Origin of the sequence: Myxococcus stipitatus DSM 14675, from assembly GCF_000331735.1 — a bacterium.
Taxonomy (GTDB): Bacteria; Myxococcota; Myxococcia; order Myxococcales; family Myxococcaceae; genus Myxococcus; species Myxococcus stipitatus.
The window spans coordinates 5,558,594-5,579,122 of the sequence record NC_020126.1; the positions used below are offsets into that span (position 1 = coordinate 5,558,594).

A 20,529-nucleotide genomic window follows, 5' to 3' on the forward strand; every position below is an offset into this window, starting at 1 on the left:
CGACGCATCTCCTGATGTCTCATGGGAGGAGCAGCTTCTCGGCGAGGCGAGCGGCGAGCTCGTCCTCGGAGAGCTGATCCAGTTCCTGCTCGATGCGTTGCAGCGCGTCGGCCTGGGGAGGCTCGACGGGGGCCGCCTCGACTTCCGGCGCGGAGGACAACCCGAGTCGCTCGAGCAGGTGTTCGGCCAGCGAGGCCGTGTGCGTGTACGTGAAGAGGAGCGCCGCCGAGAGCTTGAGGCCGAGGCTCGCCTCGATGCGGTTGCGAAGCTCCAAGCTCATCAGCGAGTCGACGCCGATGCTCTTGAACGGAGCCGTCCGGTCGATGCGCGCGGCGGGGATGCGGAGCACCCGTCCCAGCTGCTCGCGGAGGTGTCCCTCCAGGAGGTCGAGCCTCCCGGCCGGCGGCGCCGACTCCAGCGCCTGCTTCAAGGACGTCCCCTGCGCCGAACCGGAGCGAGGCGCCTCCGCCTCCCGAGGCAGCTCCGCGAAGAAGGGGACGCTGGCGGTGCGCGGATAGAACTCGAACCACTGCCGCGCGTCGAGGCGCAGCACGCCCACCACCGGGCGGGGATGCTCGAGCAGACGCGAGAGCGCCGTGATGCCCTCCGCGGGCGTGAGGCTCCCGACACCGCGATAGGAGAGCCGGTCGCCACGGGCATCCACCGCCGCCGCGAGGCCCACCTCGGAGAAGGCCCCCCATTGGATGCTCATCGCGGGCAGGCCGAGCGCGCGCCGCTGCTCCGCGAGGGCATCCATGAAGGCGTTCGCGGCCGCGTAGTTCCCCTGCCCCGGCGAGCCCAGCAGCACCGCCGCGGACGAGTACAGGATGAAGAAGTCCAGGGGCTGGCCCAGCGTGCGCGCATGCAGGTTCCAGGCACCCTGGATCTTGGGGGCCGCGACCTTGTGGAAGTGCGCGTCCGAGAGCTCCAGCGCCGTGTGGTCCTCCAGGAGTCCCGCCGCGTGCACGACGCCGCGCAGCGGAGGCAGGTTCGCCCCGAGCTCCGCGAGCAACCGCTCCACGTCCTCCTCGCGCGAGACATCCGCCGCGGAGACCCGCACCCGGGCACCCGCTGCCTCCAGCGTCCGAATCACTTCTTCCGCCCGCGCCGAAGGGGCCGTGCGGCCCACCAGCGCGACGTTCCGGGCCCCCTGCTCCACCAGCCAGCGCGCCACCGACAACCCCAGCCCACCGAGGCCCCCCGTGATGAGGTAGCTGGCGTCCGCGCGAATCCCCGGGCGCGCTGCTTCCAGGGGAGCGATGCGCGCCTCCGGGTCCTTCATGCGGACGGCGAGCTTTCCCAGGTGCTTCGCCTGCGCCATCTGGCGGAAGGCGCCCTCCGCGTCCATCGCCGGGAAGACGTGCACGGGCAGCGGCGCGAAGGCTCCGTCCTCCAGGTGCCGCATCACCTCCGCGAACAGCGAGGCGAACAGCTCCGGTCGCGCCTCTGTCATCCCCATCAGGTCGATGGCGCTGTACGAGAGGCTCTTGCGGAACGGCGACAGCCCGATCCGGACGTCGTCGTAGATGTCCCGCTTGCCCAGCTCGAGGAACCGTCCGTAGGGCGCGAGGACCTCCAGGCTCTTCACCAGCGCCTCGCCCGTGAGCGAGTTGAGGACCAGGTCCACGCCGCGCCCGTCGGTGATGCGCATCACCTCGTCCGCGAACGCGAGCGAGCGCGAGTCCATGACGTGCTCGACACCCATCGAGCGCAGGAAGGCGCGCTTCTCCTCGCTGCCCGCCGTCGCGAAGACCTCGAGCCCGAGCGCGCGTGCGATCTGCAGCGCCGCGAGCCCCGTTCCGCCCGAGGCGGAGTGGATGAGGATCTTCTCTCCCCTTCGCGCCCTGCCCAGGTGGTGCACCGCGTACCACGCGGTCATGAACACCCCCGGGAAGGTGGCGGCCTGGGCGAAGTCCAACCGCGCGGGCTTGGGCGCCACGAAGCGCGCGGGAGCCTTCACGTGGGTGGCGAAGCACGACGGCGCGAGCGCCACGACCTCCTGCCCCAGCGAGAACTCCGTGACACCTTCTCCGAGCGCGACAATCCGGCCCGAGCACTCGGCCCCCAGTGAGACGGGCCCCGGAGGCAAGCCGGGGTAGATGCCCATGGCCTTCATCACGTCGATGAAGTTGAGCGCGGTGGCCTCGACCTCGACCTCCACCTCGCCGGGACCGGGCCGAGACCTGCGCGCCTCACGAAGGACGAGGCGCTCGAGGACCCCGGGCACCGGAAGCTCGAGACGAAACGGACGCCCCGCCGCCGGAGTCAGTGCGACAGAGGGCTCCTCGGGCGCGGCCTCGAAGCCACCGCGAACGAAGCGGGCCACATGGCGGCCCTCACGCAGCGCCACCTGGTCCTCGTGCCCCTTCGCGACGAGCTCGCTCAGCAGCAGCGAGGCGTCGCGGGCATCGGGCACCGGGGCCAGGTCGATGCGCGTGCACTCCAGCTCGGGGTGCTCCGTCGCGAGCGTCTGCCCCAGGCCCCAGAGCGACGCCTGAGCCGGCGCCACCGCGTCGCCCTCCACGACGGACCGCGCGCCCCGGGTGACGAGGACGAGTCGCGGCACATCCCGCCAGCCCTGACGCACGAGCGCTTGAGCCAGGTACGTCGCGCTGACGGCCCCGTGCGAGAGGTCCGAGGCCAGCGTCGCCGACGTCGTCGAGCTGAACGCCGCGGCATCGAGGCCGAGGAGGTGGACCACGCCCTGGCACCGTCCGTCCTCGCCGAAGGACTCTCGCAGGAGCCGCCGGTAGTCCTCCGGTGACGCGGGGTTGATGCGATAGAGGTCCGCCGAGACACGCTCGTAGGCGCTGCCCGCGACGACCCCCACGCAAGCGCCGCCCCGGGTCCGCAGCAATGACTGGAGCTCCTCGCCGAACCCGCCTCGGTCCGAGAACACGAGCCAGGTGCCGCTGGCGAGCGCGTCGGGCAGCGCCTCCGTCCGCTGCCAGGCGACGGTGAAGACGCTTCCCTCCAGCGCATCGCGGGCCCCGGCGCCACCGTCGAGGCGGCGAGCACGCAGCCCCTCCAGCTCCGCCACGGGCCTTCCGTCCAGGTCCAGGAGCCTGACATCGAAGGACCGCTCCGCGTCCCCCGGCTTCTCGCCCGCGCGCGCCCTCACCCGGACCTGGAGCTCGCGTCCGGGTCGCGCGAACAACCGCACGCGCTCGATGCCCACCGGAACGAAGGGGTCTTTCGAGTCCGCGGTGGCCATCAGCGCCACGGAGGCCTGGAGGCAGGCATCCAGGAGGGCGGGATGAAGCCAATACGTGCCGGGCTCCGCGGCCACCTGCTCGGGCAGTTGCACGCGCCCCAGCACTTCGCCTTCGCGCAGCGCGAGCCGCCGGAGTCCTCGGAACGTCGGGCCATAGCCAAGGCCCAGCGCCTCCATCCGGCGGTAGTGCTCGTCGGACGAGCGAGGCTCTCCCTCGTCACTCCAGGACTCCCACGCAGGGTCGGGAGCGCGGCCTTCCTCCAGGCGCAGCCGCCCCATCGCGTGTGTCCGCCAGGCGGACGCGTCCTCGGCTCGACTCAAGATCTGGAACGACGCCCGGCCAGAGCCCTCTTCCGTCAACGCGAGCTGCACGCGACGGTCCGCCCCCGCGGCCAGGGACAACAGCTCCCGGAAGTGGACCTCTTCGAGGACGAGGCCCCCCTCGCCGAGCACCTCGGCTCCCGCCGCGAGCGCCATCTCGACGTACCCCGCGCCGGGGAAGACGACATCCCCTTGCACGCGGTGGTCGGCGAGATACGGAAACGCCTCGGTGCCCACGCTCCGCTCCCAGAAGTGGACACGAGGCTGCAAGGACGAGGAGAGCGAGCCTCCCAGCAGCGGATGGCCCACGCCCGCCTCACGCACCCCGCGCGAGGCCCCGGAAGACACCGACGGCACGTCGAGCCAGTAGCGCTCGCCGCGCCACGGATATGACGGCAGCTCGACGGGACGACCGCCCTCGGGAAACAGCCGCTTCCACTCGACGGGGTGGCCGTGGACGTACAGCGCCGCGAACGACTCCAGGAGGGTCCGCCGTTCATCGGCCTGTCTCCGCAGCGACGCCAGCGCGAGCCCCCCGCGCCTCGCCTCCTCCAGCGTCTCCTGGATGGGCGCGAGCAGGACGGGATGCGGGCTCACTTCGATGAACACCGCGTGGCCGTCGTCCAGGAGCCGCTCGATGGCGCCCTGGAACAGCACCGGGTCGCGCAGGTTGCGCACCCAGTAGGTCGCGGAGAAGTCACTCCCGTCCCCCGTCTCTCCCGTCACCGTGGAGTAGATGGGGACCGGGGCGCGCTCGGGAGCGACGCCCTCCAGCGCGAGCAGGAGGTCCTCCTTCAGCGGGTCCATCTGGGGACTGTGCGAGGCCACGTCCACCTTCACACGGCGGCAGAAGATGCCCCGGCCCTCCAGGCGCCCCAGCAGCTCCTCCAGCGCCGACGTGTCCCCCGAGATGACCGACGAGCGAGCGCTGTTGCTCACGCCCACGGACAGCCGGGACTCGGAGCCCGCCAGCGCCTCTCGGGCCTGCTCCAGGCCCAGCTCCACGACCGCCATGGCGCCCTGCCCGCTCACGCGGCGCAGCAGCCGACTGCGTCGGCAGATGATGCGCGCGGCGTCCTCCAGGCTCAGCGCGCCCGCCACATGCGCCGCGGCCACCTCGCCCATGCTGTGTCCCACCACCGCGTCGGGCTCGATGCCCCACGAGCGCCACAGCGCGGCCAGTGCCACCTGCATCGCGAAGAGCACCGGCTGGACGACGTCGATCTCCGCGAGCCGTGAGTGCGCCTCGTCCGCGCCCAGCTCCTCCACGAGCGACCACTCGACGTGGGGCCGCATGGCCCGCTCGCAGTCCTCGATGGCCTCTCGGAAGACGGGCTCCTCGCGCAGGAGCTGGCGCCCCATGCCGAGCCACTGCGAGCCCTGCCCCGGAAAGATGAACGCGACGCGAGGAGACTCCTCCTCGAAGCTCACCTGCCGACGGACGACGCCCGGGTGCGGCTCGCCGTGGGCGGAGGCCAGCAGCGCCTCGGCCAGGTCCCGTCGCGTGTTCCCCACCACCGCCAGGCGATGGGGATGGTGGCTGCGCCGGACGCTCGCGGCGTGGGCGTGTTCCCGGAGCGTCCCCGCGGGCAGCGGGGCACTCAGCAGGCCCCGGTGAGCCTCGGCGAGCGCGGTCAACGCCTCCGGGCTCCGCGCCGACAGCGGAAGAATCAGCGGGTGCCCATCGTCGCTTCGGGCCTCGGGCTCGGCCTTCGCACGCGGCGCCTCCTCGAGGATGACGTGGGCATTCGTGCCGCTGATGCCGAAGGAGCTCACGCCCGCGATGCGCGGGCCCCGAGAGGTCCACGGCGTCACCTCGGTGGGGACCTTCAGCGGGAGCCGCGCCCAGGGCACATGCGGGTTGGGCCGCGTGAAGTGCAGGTGCGGAGGAAGCTCTCCGTGCCGCATCGCGAGGACGACCTTCATCAACCCGGCCACGCCCGCCGCCGCTTCCAGGTGCCCGATGTTCGTCTTCACCGAGCCGAGCAGCAGCGGCTCCTTCGGGCCGCGCCACTCGCACAGGGCCGAGGACAGCGCCTCGATTTCGATCGGGTCGCCCAGGGGCGTCCCCGTGCCATGGGCCTCGACGTACTGGATGTCCCCCGGCTTCAAGCCCGAGCGCGTGAGCGCCTCGCGAAGCACCGCCTCCTGGGCGAGCCCGTTGGGCGCCGTCAGGCCATTGCTGTGCCCGTCCTGGTTGACCGCCGAGCCCCGCACCACGGCGAGCACCCGGTCTCCATCCGCCAGCGCCTCGGAGAGCCGCTTGAGGACGAACACACCGCAGCCCTCGCCGCGCCCATAGCCGTCCGCGCTGGCGTCGAACGTCTTGCACCGCCCATCGGTGGAGAGCGCGCCCAGGCCCGAGAAGTAGATGCTCTTGCCAGGGTCCGTGATGACGTTGACGCCGCCCACCACCGCCAGCTCGCTCTCGCGGGACTGGAGGCTCTGGCAGGCGAGGTGCAGCGCGACCAGGGACGACGAGCAGGCCGTGTCCACGGCGATGCTGGGGCCTCGCAGGTCCAGCAGGTACGAGATGCGGCCCGCCGCGACGCTGAAGAGCGAGCCCGTGCCCGAGTACACGTCCGACGGGTCCGTGCGGTGCGAGTAGTCGTCCGTGGCGATGCCCACGAAGACACCCGTGCGGCTGCCAGCGAGCGAGTCGATGGGCTGGAGCGCATGCTCCAGCGCCTCGTAGGTCACCTCCAGCAGCAGCCGCTGCTGAGGGTCCATGCTGACGGCCTCGCGCGCGGAGATGCCCCAGAAGCTCGCGTCGAACGAGTCCACGCGGTCCAGGAACCCGGCGCGAAGCGCACGCACCTTCCCCGCGACGCTCGGGTCCGAGGACTGATACGTGGCCGCGTCCCAGCGCTCGGCCGGGACTTCGCGCATGGCATCGAAGCCCTCGCGAAGCAGGCGCCAGAAGGACTCGGGGCTGTCCGCGCCTCCAGGGAAGCGGCAGGACATTCCGATGATGGCCACCGGCTCCGAGGATGGATTCCCGGGTGCGGACTTCATGAGTCTCCCATCGTGGCGATGCGCTCGCTGAGCATCGCCACGGCCTCTCGCTCGGGCAGCCCCTTCAACCGCAGCAGGAACTCCACGGGCGCCTCGAGCGCCGCGGGCTCTTCGCGCGGGGTGGACTCCAGCTGTGCCAGGAGGTACTCACTGAGCGACGCGAGCGTGGGCCGGTTGAAGAGCAAGGTCGCGGGAAGGCCGCGGCCCAGCCCCAGCGCCAGCGCGTCCCGCAGGCCCACCGCGATGAGCGAGTCGAGCCCCAGGTCGCGCCACGTCCGGCCGCGCTCCAGCGGCTTCTTCTTCCCCCCCATGCGCTTGGAGAGCTCCGCCTCGATGAACGTCTCCAGCCGCTGCTTGCGCCGGCGCGCATCCAGGGCCAGCAGCTCGCGCGCGAGGCCGCCCGCGTCTCCCGCGAGCACGTTCGCCACACCGGTCCGCACCGAGGACATCGTCTTCGTGGCGTTGCCCGACGTCGCGGAGTCCGCGCGGAACGTGCCGTCCGCGTAGGACTGGAGCGGAGGGAAGATGGACGTCACCTCCGGCGGCGTGGCCGACACGGCGTGGTCCGCGTGGAAGACGCCCTCCGCGAAGGCCTGGAGCGGCTGCGAGAGGAAGCCCGTCACCAGGCGGATGAAGCGGCACGCGGTGACACCGTCGAGGACCCGGTGGTCCACCGTCACGGTGACGTGCGCCCCCGTGCCCACGCGCAGCTCGCCGTCCACCACCAAGGGCCGCCGCGTCGGACGGTGGAGCCCCAGGATGGCCACCTGGGGCACGTTGAGCAGCGGCGTGGCGAGCAGCGAGCCCTGGTCTCCCGGGCTCGTGATGGTGAACGTACCGCCCGTGCTCTCCGCCGGGTTGAGCGTCCGGGCGCGCGCCAGGTTCCCGAGCTCCTGCACGCGGGCCTCGAGCGCCTGGAGCGACAGCTTCGCGCAGTCGCGGATGACGGGGACCGCCAGGCCCTCGTCGGTGTGGACGGCGATGGCCACGTCGACGCGCTCGTAGAGGACGACCTCCTCGGTGGCCTCGTCGAAGAGCGCGTTGGCCTCCGGCACTTCACGGAGCGCGGCGACGACCGCCTGGATGAGGAACGGCACGTAGCTGACGCCCAGCAACTGCTGGAGCATGAGCAGCGTGTCGAAGGACGCCTCCTCCACCACCGCCACCGAGGGCACCGCCTGGGCCCGAGAGAGGTGCGCGGAGGCCACGCGGCGCAGCCCGCTCAGGGGAATGCGCGAGCGGACGCCCTCCTGCGGCAGGCGCGGCACGGGGGACGGGCCCCCGCGCTTCGCCGCGGCACGCACGTCGTCCTCGGTGATGGCGCCTTGCTTCTGGAGGGACTCGAGCACCACGCCGAGCTGCTCGGCGAGCTTGCGGACCCGAGGCAGCGCCTGGACCGGCTTGCGCGCGGACGGCGCGGGGACAGCGGGAGGCTCCGGGCTCGGGGGCGCCGACGCCACCGGCGCACTCGCCGCGCGCAGGAGGGCCTCCGGGTCCTCCCCCGGCTCGCCGATGACGATGAGGGGCATCCCGACGGAGACCTTCTCTCGCAAGCCCGCGAGCAGCCGCAGCGCCACGCCCTTGCCGGGAGCGGGCACCATCACGGTCGCCTTCGCCGTCATCACCTCCACCATGGGAGCGTCCTCTTCGACACGCTCTCCATCGGCGACGAACCAACGGACGATCTCCGCCTCGGCGACACCTTCGCCAAGGTCGGGCAGCACATAGACGAATCCCATCAGGCCTCCAAAGTGCCGTGGACGGCCGCGAGCACGCGCGAGGGGTCGGGCCGGTGGTGATGCTCGATGCTGAAGTAGGGGTGCGGCACATCGAACCCCGTCACGCGTTGGATGGGCGCCTTGAGGTCGTACATGGCGCGCTCGGCGAGAATCGCGGCGATCTCACTGGCCACGCCGCAGGTGCGAGGCGCCTCCTGGATGATGACGACGCGACCCGTGGCGCGAGCCGCGGCGAGCAGCCCCTCCTCGTCCAGCGGCGACAGCGTCCGCACGTCACAGATGTGAGCGGAGACGCCCTTCTGCGCCAGCGCGTCCGCGGTCGCCGTGGCCACCTCCACCATGGCGCCCCAGGCGAACAGCGTCACGTCCTCGCCCTCTCGCACCGTGCGCACGACGCCGAGCGGCGTCACGTGCTCCCCGTCGGGGACCTCGCCGCGCAGGTGGCGGTAGAGCTTCTTCGGCTCCAGGAAGATGACCGGGTCGGGACTGCGCATCGCCGCCGTGAGGAGCCCCTTCGCGTCGGCGGGCGTCGACGGCGTGACGACGACGAGGCCCGGCGTATGGCAGAAGTAGGTCTCCGGCGAGTCCGAGTGGAGCTCGGGAGCCCGCACCCCTCCCCCGCTGGGCATCCGGATGACCATCGGCATGGGCGCCGTGCCCCGCGTGCGCCAGCGGTAGCGGCCCACGTGGGTGATGATCTGGTTGAGCGCGGGGTAGCTGAAGCCGTCGAACTGGAGCTCGCAGACGGGCCGCATCCGCGCGAGGCACAGGCCCACGGCCGCGCCCACGATGCCCGCCTCCGACACGGGCGTGTCGACGACGCGCTCCGCGCCGAAGCGCGCCTGGAGCCCCAGGGTGACGCGGAACACGCCCCCGTTCCGGCCGATGTCCTCGCCCAGGAGCACCACCTTCGGGTTGCGCTCCATCTCCTCCCGCAGCGCGCTGGTGAGGGCCTCCACGAAGAGCAGCTCGCTCATGGCGTCCTCCCGGAGTCCTTGCCCGCGGCCCCGGGGGCCAGGGACGAGCGCAGCTGGGCCAGGTCACGCGACATCACCGGGGTCTTCCGTTCATAGGCGTGGTCGAAGACGAGGCTGGGGTCCGGCGCGGGGAGCGCCTCCGCCTCGGTGATGGCCGCCGCCATCCGGGCCAGCGATTCCTCGCGGAAGCGCGTGGCCGCTTCGGGGGTGAGCAGGTCTAGACGCTGGAGGTAGCGCTCGTAGCGGACGAGGCACTCGTTGCGGCGTGCGGCCGCCGCGTCCGTGTCCTCCCTGTAGACGCTGGGGTCGTCGGGGAAGGCGTGCGCCTGCATGCGGTAGGTGACGCACTCGATGAAGGTGGGCCCTCCTCCCGACCGCGCGCGCTCCACGGCTTCGGACACGGCGAGATAGACGGCGATGACATCGTCCCCGTCCACCCGAACCCCCGGGATGCCGTAGCCCACGGCCTTGTCCACGAGGAAGGTCGCGCGCGTCTGCTGGCGCACCGGCGTGCTGATGGCCCACTGGTTGTTCGTGCACAGGAGGATGGCGGGAGCCCCCAGCACACCCGCCAGGTTGGCTCCCTCGTGGAACTCACCCTCCGAGGTCGCCCCATCTCCGAAGAAGGCCAGCGCCACGGTGTCACGGCCCTGGAGACGCTCTCCCCAGGCAAAGCCAACCGCGTGGGGCACCTGAGAACCGACAGGAATACTGATGGAGCCCAATCTCCAGATGTTTGGGTTCCACCAACCCTGCGGGTGACCTCGGCAACCCGCAAGGACATCCGCCGGGGACATGCCCCGCACAAGGCCTACCTTGTTCTCCCGGTACGAAGGAAATGCCCAATCATGCTCACGAAGCGCAAACATTGCGCCGACCTGGATGGCTTCATGACCCCAGGAGATGGCCCAGGTGCCAATCCGACCATGGCGGTGATAGATGAGCGCACGCTCATCGAAGACTCGCAGATAGAGCATCTGCCGATAGAGCTCGACGGCGAGCTTCTCGGTGATACCCGGAGGCAGCGGCACGACCTCGAGACCCCCTGTCTCGAGTGAGCCGATGCGTTTTTCAGGAGAGACCCCTGACGAGATTTCTCTTCGGAGAACTGTCGATGAACTCACAACGTGTCCCAACTCGGTGCCAAAGCACTGGCGTCCAGGCACACTGTACGTGCGCCAACATGGCAGAATGATATGGAATTGAAATCAGCGTGCCTTATGTTTCCGTAAAGACGCATCCCCCGTTTGACGCTCGATTCGAATTCCGGATTAACAGGTCCCCCTGACAGATTCAACGTTAGGATTTAATCCTCAATTACCAAACGACACTGACATCACCTCCCGGGGTGCCGTTGCGTGCCAGTGACATGCATTCGCAACGATTGGGAGACTGAGAGACGACGGATGTTGCCCATGAAGGACGCTGTGGATGAATGGTTGATGTTCAACGGACAGCAGAAGCCGGCAGCCCGGCTGCAACTCATCTGCTTCCATCACGCGGGGGGTGGCGCCTCGATGTTCCGCAAGTGGGCGGAGGAGATGCCTGAGGAGATCGCCGTCAGCGCGGTCCAGCTGCCGGGGCGGGAGTTCCGGTTGAGGGAGCCGTGCTTCACGCGGATGGAGCCGCTGGTGCACGAGCTGGTGAAGCGGCTCACGCCTCGGCTGGATCTCCCGTTCGCCTTCTTCGGGCACAGCATGGGCGCGCTGGTGGCCTTCGAGCTGGCGCGGGAGCTGCGCCGGAGGGGAGAGCGCGAGCCGTTCTATCTCGGAGTGTCGGGGCGGATTGCCCCGCAGCTGCGCTCCCGCTTCCGGCCCGCCGCGGAGCTCACGGACGCGCAGCTGCTCGAGCGTGTCCGCGAACTCGGTGGGCTCCCGGAGCAGGTCGCCCAGGAGCCGGAGCTGCTCGCGCTGGTCCTGCCCATCATCCGCGCGGACTACGCCGTCATCGACAACTACACCTGCGCGTCAGAGCCGCCCCTGTCCTGCGCCATCTCCGCGTTCTGGGGACGCGGCGACATCCTGGCCACGGAGGAGCAGGTCTTCGCCTGGAAGCAGCACACCCACCACCAGTTCACCATCCGCGACTTCCCAGGCGACCACTTCTTCGTGAACACCGTGAGACAGGATGTGCAGCGGGCCCTGCGCGCGGATTTGAAACAGGCGCTGGGGTAGGAAGGCCGGGGCCTGGCGCAAGACGCGTTTGCAGCCAGGCCCTGCCCTGTCTCCTCAAGCCCCGCGGACTGTCAGCCGGCGGCCGAAGGCTTGAGCCTGTCGCTCGTAGGACTTCCGCGCGGAGACAGGCAGGAAGACATGAAGCAGGCAGCGTGCCCGCGAGAGCCCGGCATAGTGGAGCATCGACCATGCATCGCCCCCGATTTCATCCATGTCGATTGCGATGACCGCCTGACGTTCAAGTCCCTTGAATGAATGCATCGTGCTGAAGAGCAACCCACCAAGCCGCAGTCCTGCCTCGTCAGATGGGTCCACCAGCCGGCGGCCGGCGAGTGAGTTGACTCCAGCCAGGAGCGAGTTGTCGGGCCGACGGGTCGACAGAATCGCCAGGTCGTTGGGCCGGACGTCGCTGTCCATCAGCTTGCGGACCAGCGCATCCAGGGCAGCGAGCCCCTCCTCGGGGCGAGAGTAGTAATGAATCCCGGTCTCCGGGCCGTCGGGTGCGCCGGTCACCGGCAGGTCCGTCCCGGAGATGATGGACGCCTGTACCGCGACCTGCCTGGTGTTGCGACAGTTCTCGTAGAGGTCGTCAAAAGCGGGCGCACCACCAGCAAGCCGCTCCTCGACCTGGGCCTGGACGTCGCGGCCATAGAGGTTCTGCTTCGGATCGAAGAACAGGTGCCAACGCCCCCGGCCCAGGCCATCTTTCACCAGCAGGTCGAACACGTCGAGGTGCTCGGGCGTCAACAGGTCCTGGGCCTCGTCGACCACGAGGACATCCCAAGCGTCTCGAATCGACTCGCAGAGGGCTTCGATCGCGAGTTCGGGAAACCGCTTCTGGAAGAACTCCTGTGCGTGCGCGTCCTGGGCGTCCAGACGAGCGAGAAGCCCTGCCCGGACGATCAGCTCTCGGTAGAGCGCGTGAACGTGGTGGACCTCTACCCTCTCCGCGCGGGGAACACGCGCGATTCCGGCCCGGACGTGTGAAGCCAGCAGGTGGTTGAAACACAAGTACAAGACGCGATGGCCCTCCGCGGACAGTTGGCAGGCACGTTCGAAGGCAATGACCGACTTGCCTGTCCCTGCGGCCCCGCGAACGACCGTCCGAGGATTGGCGACCATCCGGCGTGATGCACGAATCTGCTCATTCGTGAGCTGAACGAGCCGGTCTTCAAGTCCGGTCAGATATCCTCCGAGACTGAGGGCGGTCTCCACATCCGGGCGAAGGAGTTGCCGCGCCCGGCGAAGTTCCGCCACCGTGAGTCCTCGGTAGTTGCGTCTGTGCTTCTGGAAGCATTCGGCCTTCCAGTAGTTCTCCAGCGCGTGGACGAAGGTCTTCAGGGACTGACGGAAGCCCCTGCGGTCGACGAGTACCTCAGGAATGATCTCGGTACCGGTCACGGTGAACGTCGTGTAGGGCATGGCGACGCCGAACCCGAACAGGACCTCCTTGAACGCCGGGTCCTTGTCGCAGAGGTGGTTGCGGACGGCCCCGAGCGCCCCCATCGCCTGAGCCCAGGGACTCTCACGCTTGGTGTACTTCGCGAAGTCTCCACCGAAGCTCCAGACGCCATCCGCACACTCGACCGTGCCGCCCTTCACCTCCAACGTGAAGATGCCAAGGGTGGAGAGAACGACGATGTCCGCTTCACCCCATATCTTCTTCTCGTGATTCCCAAGCCCGAGTGAGTGCAGCACGAGCCAATCAGGAGGAAGGTCTCGCCCGAGGCGCTCGTAGACATACCGTTCGCTGTTCGGACACGCCTTCGGTACATCGGGAATCAGGATCGCCACTACAGGTCCTCCGTTGCCTTGCCGAAGTAGCCGGCGAAGGTCTTGTCCGAGTCGCCGACCAGGACAGCCCGGTCGAGCTCCCGATTGAATTTCTCGCAAGCGGTTTCTGGAAGGAGCAAGCAGCAGTGGCATGCCGCTCCGCTGACCCGATCTCCTGACTGCTGTGGGTCGGTCTCCAGACACACGGGATCGCTACCGCACCAACCCACACTCAGAAGGGTCCGAAGAATGATCGGCTCCAGCAGTCCCGGGTCGGCAAGCCGGACGAGCCCTCCCAGACTTCCCTCGGAATCCGGCGATCCGGTATAGATCAAGACCCCATTCATCCCCGGCCCGGCGGCATCCTTTTCGGCGACATAGAGCCGCTCACGAAGGGCGGAGGCAGAGTAGCCGCATTCCACGCTGATCTGCCGGATGAGTGCATGTGAGAACGCGTGGACGAGCAGCAGACGCGGCGTGATGGTGTAGTCACGCTCGTAACCGCGTTGGCTGGCGAGCACCCGACTCCGCTCTTCCAGGATCGCCGCACGGCCATGCAACCCGGGGTTGGCGTCCATCCAATCGTCGACCGTTCTGGTGCGGAAGCGGAGGAAGATGCCCTCGCCCCGGATCTCCGCCGCAGGCAGCCAGTTGCGCGGCGTCTTGGACAATGGCGAGACGTGCCCGTCTCCTATCGCCTGGCTCACCCGCTCGGCGCTGACGGGATACGGCTCGATGCGGGAGAAACCAGCCAGAGCACGAACCTCCCGTAGCCGAGAGGCGGCCCCGACCAGATCGAACCAGTGCGCGAGCGTCGGCGGAGGCGCAAGCGCCATGTTCCGGAACTGCGGGACCACCCCGCCCACGACCGGATCCTCGCGCGCCTCGGAGAGCGCGGCATACTCCTCCGCCCGGGCCAGACGCTCCGTCAGGGAGGTCCCCCCGGTTTCCAGCGTCCGGAGCTGGCGGTAGGCCGTGAGGAGCTGATCTACCGACGCGACACCATTCTGCTGTGCCACTCCCGTGAGCACCGCAGGAAGCAGGTCCTCGGGTACACCGTCCAGGAGGGCACGCAGCTCCTGCACGATGAGGCTGACGGCCTCCGAGGCTGGCGGAATCGAGAGCGCGGAGCAGACAACTCCGAAATGAACATTCGAGGCGCCACGCTGCAGGGCACGGATGGACTCGTCGCACCCACTCTCACGGTCATGGAGCCAGGGGCGAAATCCCGTGCAATCCCACCCGGAAAGGGCAGCGGCGCCGAACGCATCCCCCAGCGACTTGCGGACCTGCTTGCCGGATGTTTCGCACGCGGCGCATCGCACATAGAGGTCTGCGAGCGAAGCAGACCTGCCGTGTGACCCCAGATAGAGGCTCGGAGCGCCACACACTCCACCAGGCAGATCGCGGTGCGCCCACCACTCCCAGGGGAAGTCGCTCAGATGCCCTCGACGACATGCGACGACGAAGCGGACCGGCGTCGTGTTGACCGCCCTTCCACCATGCGCCCCGCAGACGAGCCTCCCCCCATCCGCAGCAAGCTCGAACGGCGAGCCTTCCTGGCCAAGACGGTGGCACTTCGGGCATTCGTGCCATTCAGGGAAGCGAACCGCGGGCGCGGCACTTCGCGCACGCACCAGACTCGTGCCAGCCAGGTCCTCCTTCACTGGCCCCAGCCGGAAATGGGTGACGCCCAACATCGACTGAAGGCGCGGTTCACCGATGCTGAGCGACGGGAGGCCGGTCACCCGCTCCCAATCCTCCAAGCCCATCGGCATGAAGGAGCCCTTCTCGAGGTCGATGATCGCGCCGATTCCGAAGGTCGAGACGAGCTGGGAGCGCCGGACGGTTCCGAGGGGTTCGATCGCGTCCGAAGGCACGGCCGTAGCCGCAGTCGCAGGCCGACGTGGTGTCCGAGCCATCTCACTTCCTCCTGGTCAGGTGGCGGAGCGCGAACGCGGTGGATGGCTCCACCTCGCGCATGGAGTTGGGCGTCGGCCAGGCCGCCCGCCCGGGACGTGCCCCCTCCTCGGCCGATGTCATGAGGTGAGGTCTGGTCTGCCCGAAGGGGGCCTTCCGCTCCCAGTAGAGGAGGTCGGTTGCCCCGACACGTGCGTTCTGGCTCCGCTGTGCCCATTCCCGGACGATCCCCTCCAGGTCACGGGCCGTGTCGTCGCCTTCGATGCCCTCGGACGCCGAGCGTGCGCGTTCCTGGAGCGCGGAGAGCACCCCCCGGACTTCTGGATCCGACGGATTGAAGTCCCTCGCCGCTTCGTCATCATCCATGCCTGCCACGAGGTGTCGGACCGCAGCGGCGAGGACCGCGTGCAACGCCTTGTCCCGGGCTCGCGGCGCCCACGGAGTGACGCTGGTCGCCTCGACGCCACGGTAGAGGGCACCGTGGTACCCCAGGAAGTGCTCGAAATGGGAGACGTCCCGAGGGCGCCCGAAGTTGTACAGCGTCACCACGAGACCATGAAGCCCTCGGCCGACCCGGCTGCTCGCCTGGATGTACTCAGCGGTCGATTTCGGCTGGCCGTTCACGACCATCAAGCCGAGTCGGGACACATCCACACCGACAGAGATCATGTTCGAGGCAAGAACCACGTCACGCGGCACTGGTGCGAACGGATCTGTGGCAGCCCCGCCGAGACCGATTCCAAGCTGGGCCAGGTACTCAGGCAGCTCCCGCGAGGGAACCCGACTGCTCAGCTCGATGGCATCGGACTCCAGTGCCCGCCTCTTGCCACGGAGGCGAGTCGCGAGGAATGACATCTGTCGCGGGATGTCGTCCTGGAGCAGGACGTGGGCGCCCCCCAACTCTCTCAAGCTGTTGAAATAGAGCACAGCCGTCCAGAACGGGTCGAGCAGTGCAGGTGCGCTGCCTCCATCCTTCAAGTGCCCTGTGGTCTGGAGCAGCGCGGCCGCGACCGCCTGCAGGGCGAATTTCGGGCTTCGCCCCGCTGAACAGACACCGAGGTAGAGCCGATCAGGCCCCTCCTCATCCTGGACCGCGAAGAAGGAGTCCGTTGCATCAAAGCCAGGGGGTGGAAACTGAAGGACCGGCCGATCAAAGAGAGCGCGGACCTGTCGTGCTGCTTGACCGATCGTCGCAGTGGAACCGATCACCTTGGGCCGGAGCGTGTCCTCCGTACAGAGGAGATCGATGACGCTCTCGTACAATCCGGCCATGGAGCCGAGCGGTCCGGATATCAGGTGAAGTTCATCCTGGATGATGAGTCCCGGCCGCAGGCCACCATCAAGACCGAACAGCGTCCGCAGGTCGTTGCGTCGTGGCAGTTGCGCGAACTTGTCGATCGTCCCGATCAACAGGCTCGGAGGAGCCGCATAGATGTAGTCATCAACGGTGAGCACCGGCAGCGGCTCACCTCCGGTCTTGCATCGGGTATTGCCGCAGCGGATATCGATTCCGGAACGACCCGCAGATTCCGTGTACGACGACGGAGGAAGACCACGACCGCAGACGGGGCAATCCAGGAGCTGTCGTGGCGTGGAGCGCGGCTTCAGGCCTTCGTGCTCTTGCCGCAACGCCTCTTGCGCATCCGCAGCCCGGTTCGGCGTGGCATCGCCACCGACGTACAACCCCAGGGAGATGGGCGCGTCGCCGAGCTTGCTCGTCTCCCGTCGGATGGCATCGCAGGCGCAAATGAGTGACGCCGCGCGCTGGAATTGCTGCACGGTGAGGAGTCGCAACGTGTAGCGCATCAGGACATCGACGCCACCACGACCGCGGCGCTGCTCATCGGTGAGTCGCCGGAAGAAGATCTGGAACGCTGTGAGCCCCAGATACGCCTCGGTCTTGCCGCCACCCGTCGGGAACCAGAGCAGGTCGACCGTATCGCGATCCACATACTCCGGCCCGACAAGCCCGGGCAGGACCATCAACATGTACGCCAGTTGGAATGGTCTCCAGATCAGCGGCCCCTTTCGAGGGCCCTTGGCGTCGTGGTTCGACTGACGATCCATCGCGGCGTTCGCCAGGGCAAAGGCCTCCCAGGCATGCGCATGCGACTCCAGGAGCGCCACCCCATCCGCCATCCGCCGACGAGCGTCCTTGCAGCGCCGCAGATTGGTTTCGGCCGCATCCTGGAGGAGGCCATCAAAACCGGACACGCGACCTTCCAGGGTCTCAGCGATCCAGTTGCCGTAGACCGCGACGAACGCCTGGAGTGCAATCGTGACCTCGGAACGTTCCCCTGACCGAGCCAGCCATGCCGCCTTGAGTGCGTCGGGATGCTTTCGATGGAATCCATCCAGGAGACGATGCCCCTTGGCGCTCATTCCCTTCACGACGGAAGCGGGCAGCCATGAGGTGGCAACACCGCCGACGCGCAAACCGGACGAGCGCTCCCACACCGCGGCAACCCCGTGCCCGACGGCATACTCCACCGAATCCCGGTACAACAACGCCGCAGAGAGAGCGTCCTCGTCCGCCCCTGCTGGAGGAAGCACCGGACGAGGGAAGATGGCTCCGCCCTGCATTGAATCTCCGGCCCGGACCTCCAAGCCCGTCTGGAACAGGCACAGCACACCCCTCTGACTCGCCTCCCCTTCCTTCGCCTTGTTGATCAACGTGACTGTCACGACCTGCCGCGCACCGTCCACCCGCCTCCGCACATGAAGCTGGACACCGGGATCGTGGACCGAAGTCCCATCGGACCTGACGAAGTCATGCGTCCGCCACGTCCTGCTCACGCCGGGTGTGATCTCGTAGCGGTAGTCAAGAGGAGTCCGACGCCAGCGACGCGCGCCCCTTCCCTCCTCTACCCCCTCCGCCTCCACAAGCGCATACCGGGCCGTCGCGGCCAGGGAAACCATCAGGGTGGAATCCGCCTCGGCGGCGAAGGTCAGCCCCAAGGAACAGGGCCGCACCGTGCGATAGCCAGGGACACCCGCATCCGTCTCGCCATCCTCCCGAGAGGGAGCCCCTTCGTCGTGATCATCCTCCAGCGCATCCAGGGTCTCGCCTTCCGGCCAGAGGATGCCGGTCAGATATGTGTCCGCGGGCGGCGAGGAGATGGTTTCGTCGGGCTCCAGCGGTCCGAGAAGCAGGGACTCCGCCAACCGGACTACATCGGAGCGAACGGGAAGGTGGTCTGACATGCAATCAGCTCTTCTTCCTGAGCGGCTTGAAATCGCCCATGCCGAACAGACTGACGCCGAGCCAGAGCCGACTGGAGCGGTCAGGCTCTTCAAGCTCGAACTCGGCCTCGGAAGTGACCGTGCCGACGCCAGCGATCCGCAGGTTCATGATGGTCTTCGGCAGAGAGTAGCCCTTCTCGCTCAACAGGCGCATCAGGTCGTAGGTCAGTTGGTGCGCAGTGCGGCCGATCAGCCGGTCCGGCGAGCTCCCGCGCTGAAGGTGCACGTTCCAGAGGGCCTTGCCATGCGCCATCTGCTTGCACAGCATCACTTTGTGCCCTTCGAGGCGGCGCGCATTCTCCAACAGGAACTCCTGTAGCGACTCCACGCCAGCAGCCCCGTCGTGAAGGACCGGGTTGACGAAGCCGAACGGGTCGAGGTCTCCCCTCAACCCCATCTCGAGGTTGACCCATCCAGCTCGCCAGTGACAGAGCCGTTGCCGCTCGCCCTGGAACTTCCGGCTCCGTGGTGGTGGGTGGATCGCATCTCCGTCCATCCGCTCCAGGACCCCACCGGCCCGTGTGATGGCGACATAGCCGACGCTGGCCTCCTCTCCAGCGGAGGTTTTCGCTGGCGCCTCCGAGTCTTCGCCCGGCGCGCCGTCGTCGTCCCGCGCATCCAGGATCGTGACGATATCGAACTCCATGCCCTTCGACTGGTGGATGGTGGAGATGATGACCCCCTCTTCGCCCGACGGCTGGTCGTCGGGGAAGGCATCGGGCCAGTTCAGGCGTGCGCGCAGGTCTGACACGGAGATGGAGCTCGTGTCCTCCGCCGCTCCGCTCGCACGGGCGAGCCTGGCCCAAGCCACATCCTCGGGTGGGAGAAGGGACTTCAGGTGGGTGGCCATGTCTCCCTGCCCCGTCACGTGTGCATAGATCTTCGTGAACTGCGAGCGAGTGGGTTCTGGAGACCGGAGCCGTCGCAGCAACGTGGCGATCCATGCTGGAGGTAGAAGCGCGTGGCCGCCCGCCCGCAGGCGGACGGGAATCATCGGACCCTCGACTTCGCTCCCGAACAGCTTCTGCATGACGCGAAGTGCTTCACCATTCGTTCGCGTGAGTACCGCACGATTGCCGGCATCGCCATTCAACATCCAGTCCGGACCGATGGGCTGCGTCGGAGCAGGCAAGGCCGCAATGGATTCCCGGATGACACGAAGCTTCTCCTCGTCAGGTCGAGGGCCGAGCAACACTCCGCGGAGCTTCGCGGAGAGACCTGCCAACGGAGCATTGGCACGATAGTTCCGCCGAAGCGTCCGTACATCCAGCCCTGCGCCGTAGGCGCTCAGGACGCGTTTCCAATACTCCGCAGGCCCAGGGAAGACGGCACCGGCTGTGTTACGAGCGGCGAAGCCGTAGATCGCCTGCGCGGGGTCCCCGAGGATGGTGAAGCCGCAGCCTGGGTGTCCTGGCGGGGCGAGCAGCTCCAGCAACGCCAGCACCAGCTCGCCCCGGACGCCCGGCAAATCCTGGAACTCATCTACGATGAGGTGGCGTCGGTCTCCGGCAAGGGCGCGCACGTCATCCCGACGACTCCCAGCAATCAGCGCCGTGAGTTCCGCAATGTTCGCATCATGCTCGCGAGCAAGCAGAGCGGATGGCGTACCACCAAGCAGCCGCAGCATCCGGAAGACCCACGAGTCGAAGGTCCGGATGGAGACGTGCCGGAGCTCCTCGAGCACCCGGTCCTCAGGACCGGCAACACGAGAGAGCCGTCGCGTCAGGGTTCTCACCGCGCTTCTGGAGAAGCTCAAGACCAGAAGCTGCCCCGGAGACAATCCAGCACGAATCAACCCAGCGATCCGCTGCGCCGCCATTTCGGTCTTGCCTGTTCCAGGCCCTGCCTCCACGAGCATGCGCACGCCCGCGCTGGCGGTGCGGATGGCCTCGCGGTCCCCCGCATCGTCCGTTGCAGGCACTGCGCGCGGTTCGGAACGCTCCTCCTGAGCGGAACCGGCTGGACGGCCATTGCCCTCGTCAGGTGCGAGTGGCCGGGAGTCCAAGTCGATGGAACCAGCAGCGTAGCGCCAGAACCTCCTGCGGTAGACAACCGCGGGTCCACCTTCCGCCTCGCGGAGCGGTCGCGCAACCGTTTCAATCACCTGCCCGGATTTGCGGACAACGACCTTGACGGTGCTCAACGTTCGCCCC

The 20,529-nt window shown here is 68.2% G+C and carries 10 protein-coding genes; 2 read left to right on the plus strand and 8 right to left on the minus strand.

What is annotated here, in order from left to right; translation table 11 throughout:
- Positions 1–19 precede the first annotated feature (19 nt).
- From MYSTI_RS21420 to MYSTI_RS21435, 4 genes are read right to left on the minus strand one after another with little or no spacing between them, the layout of a single operon-like run.
- Positions 20–6,550, minus strand: a complete 6,531-nt coding sequence (locus tag MYSTI_RS21420; protein WP_015349884.1) for a type I polyketide synthase — start codon at positions 6,548–6,550, stop codon at positions 20–22.
- The gene (locus tag MYSTI_RS40910; protein ID WP_015349885.1) at positions 6,547–8,289 is read right to left on the minus strand and encodes a 2-oxo acid dehydrogenase subunit E2; all 1,743 of its coding nucleotides are present in this window, start codon (positions 8,287–8,289) and stop codon (positions 6,547–6,549) included. Before MYSTI_RS40910 ends, MYSTI_RS21420 begins: the two co-directional genes overlap by 4 nt.
- Positions 8,289–9,266: an alpha-ketoacid dehydrogenase subunit beta gene (locus tag MYSTI_RS21430; protein WP_015349886.1), complete on the minus strand. Its 978-nt coding sequence runs from the start codon at positions 9,264–9,266 to the stop codon at positions 8,289–8,291. Before MYSTI_RS21430 ends, MYSTI_RS40910 begins: the two co-directional genes overlap by 1 nt.
- On the minus strand, positions 9,263–10,207 hold the full coding sequence (locus MYSTI_RS21435; protein ID WP_233278362.1) for a thiamine pyrophosphate-dependent enzyme: 945 nt from the start codon (positions 10,205–10,207) through the stop codon (positions 9,263–9,265). Before MYSTI_RS21435 ends, MYSTI_RS21430 begins: the two co-directional genes overlap by 4 nt.
- Here MYSTI_RS21435 and MYSTI_RS44740 point away from each other — a divergent pair.
- Both MYSTI_RS44740 and MYSTI_RS21440 read left to right on the plus strand, forming a co-directional pair.
- Positions 10,115–10,324, plus strand: a complete 210-nt coding sequence (locus tag MYSTI_RS44740; protein ID WP_233278418.1) for a hypothetical protein — start codon at positions 10,115–10,117, stop codon at positions 10,322–10,324. The genes MYSTI_RS21435 and MYSTI_RS44740 overlap by 93 nt on opposite strands.
- Before the next feature lie 357 nt (positions 10,325–10,681).
- Positions 10,682–11,440: a thioesterase II family protein gene (locus MYSTI_RS21440; RefSeq protein WP_015349888.1), complete on the plus strand. Its 759-nt coding sequence runs from the start codon at positions 10,682–10,684 to the stop codon at positions 11,438–11,440.
- Positions 11,441–11,494: 54 nt separating this feature from the next.
- Here MYSTI_RS21440 and MYSTI_RS21445 read toward each other — a convergent pair whose 3' ends face one another.
- Genes MYSTI_RS21445 through MYSTI_RS21460 form a run of 4 tightly spaced genes read right to left on the minus strand, consistent with a single transcriptional unit; the run spans position 11,495 to position 20,519 of the window.
- Positions 11,495–13,234 carry a nuclease-related domain-containing DEAD/DEAH box helicase gene (locus MYSTI_RS21445; protein ID WP_015349889.1) on the minus strand — a complete coding sequence of 580 codons (1,740 nt, stop codon included), beginning with the start codon at positions 13,232–13,234 and terminating at the stop codon, positions 11,495–11,497.
- On the minus strand, positions 13,234–15,093 hold the full coding sequence (gene drmB, locus MYSTI_RS21450; protein WP_201768915.1) for an MrfA Zn-binding domain-containing protein: 1,860 nt from the start codon (positions 15,091–15,093) through the stop codon (positions 13,234–13,236). Before drmB ends, MYSTI_RS21445 begins: the two co-directional genes overlap by 1 nt.
- 43 nt (positions 15,094–15,136) lie before the next feature.
- Positions 15,137–18,298 (minus strand): helicase-related protein, encoded by a 3,162-nt coding sequence (locus MYSTI_RS21455; RefSeq protein WP_201768916.1) that lies wholly within the window; start codon positions 18,296–18,298, stop codon positions 15,137–15,139.
- 43 nt (positions 18,299–18,341) lie between these two features.
- Entirely contained in the window at positions 18,342–20,519 is a 2,178-nt protein-coding gene (locus MYSTI_RS21460; protein ID WP_201768917.1) for a UvrD-helicase domain-containing protein, read from the minus strand.
- Positions 20,520–20,529 lie beyond the last annotated feature (10 nt).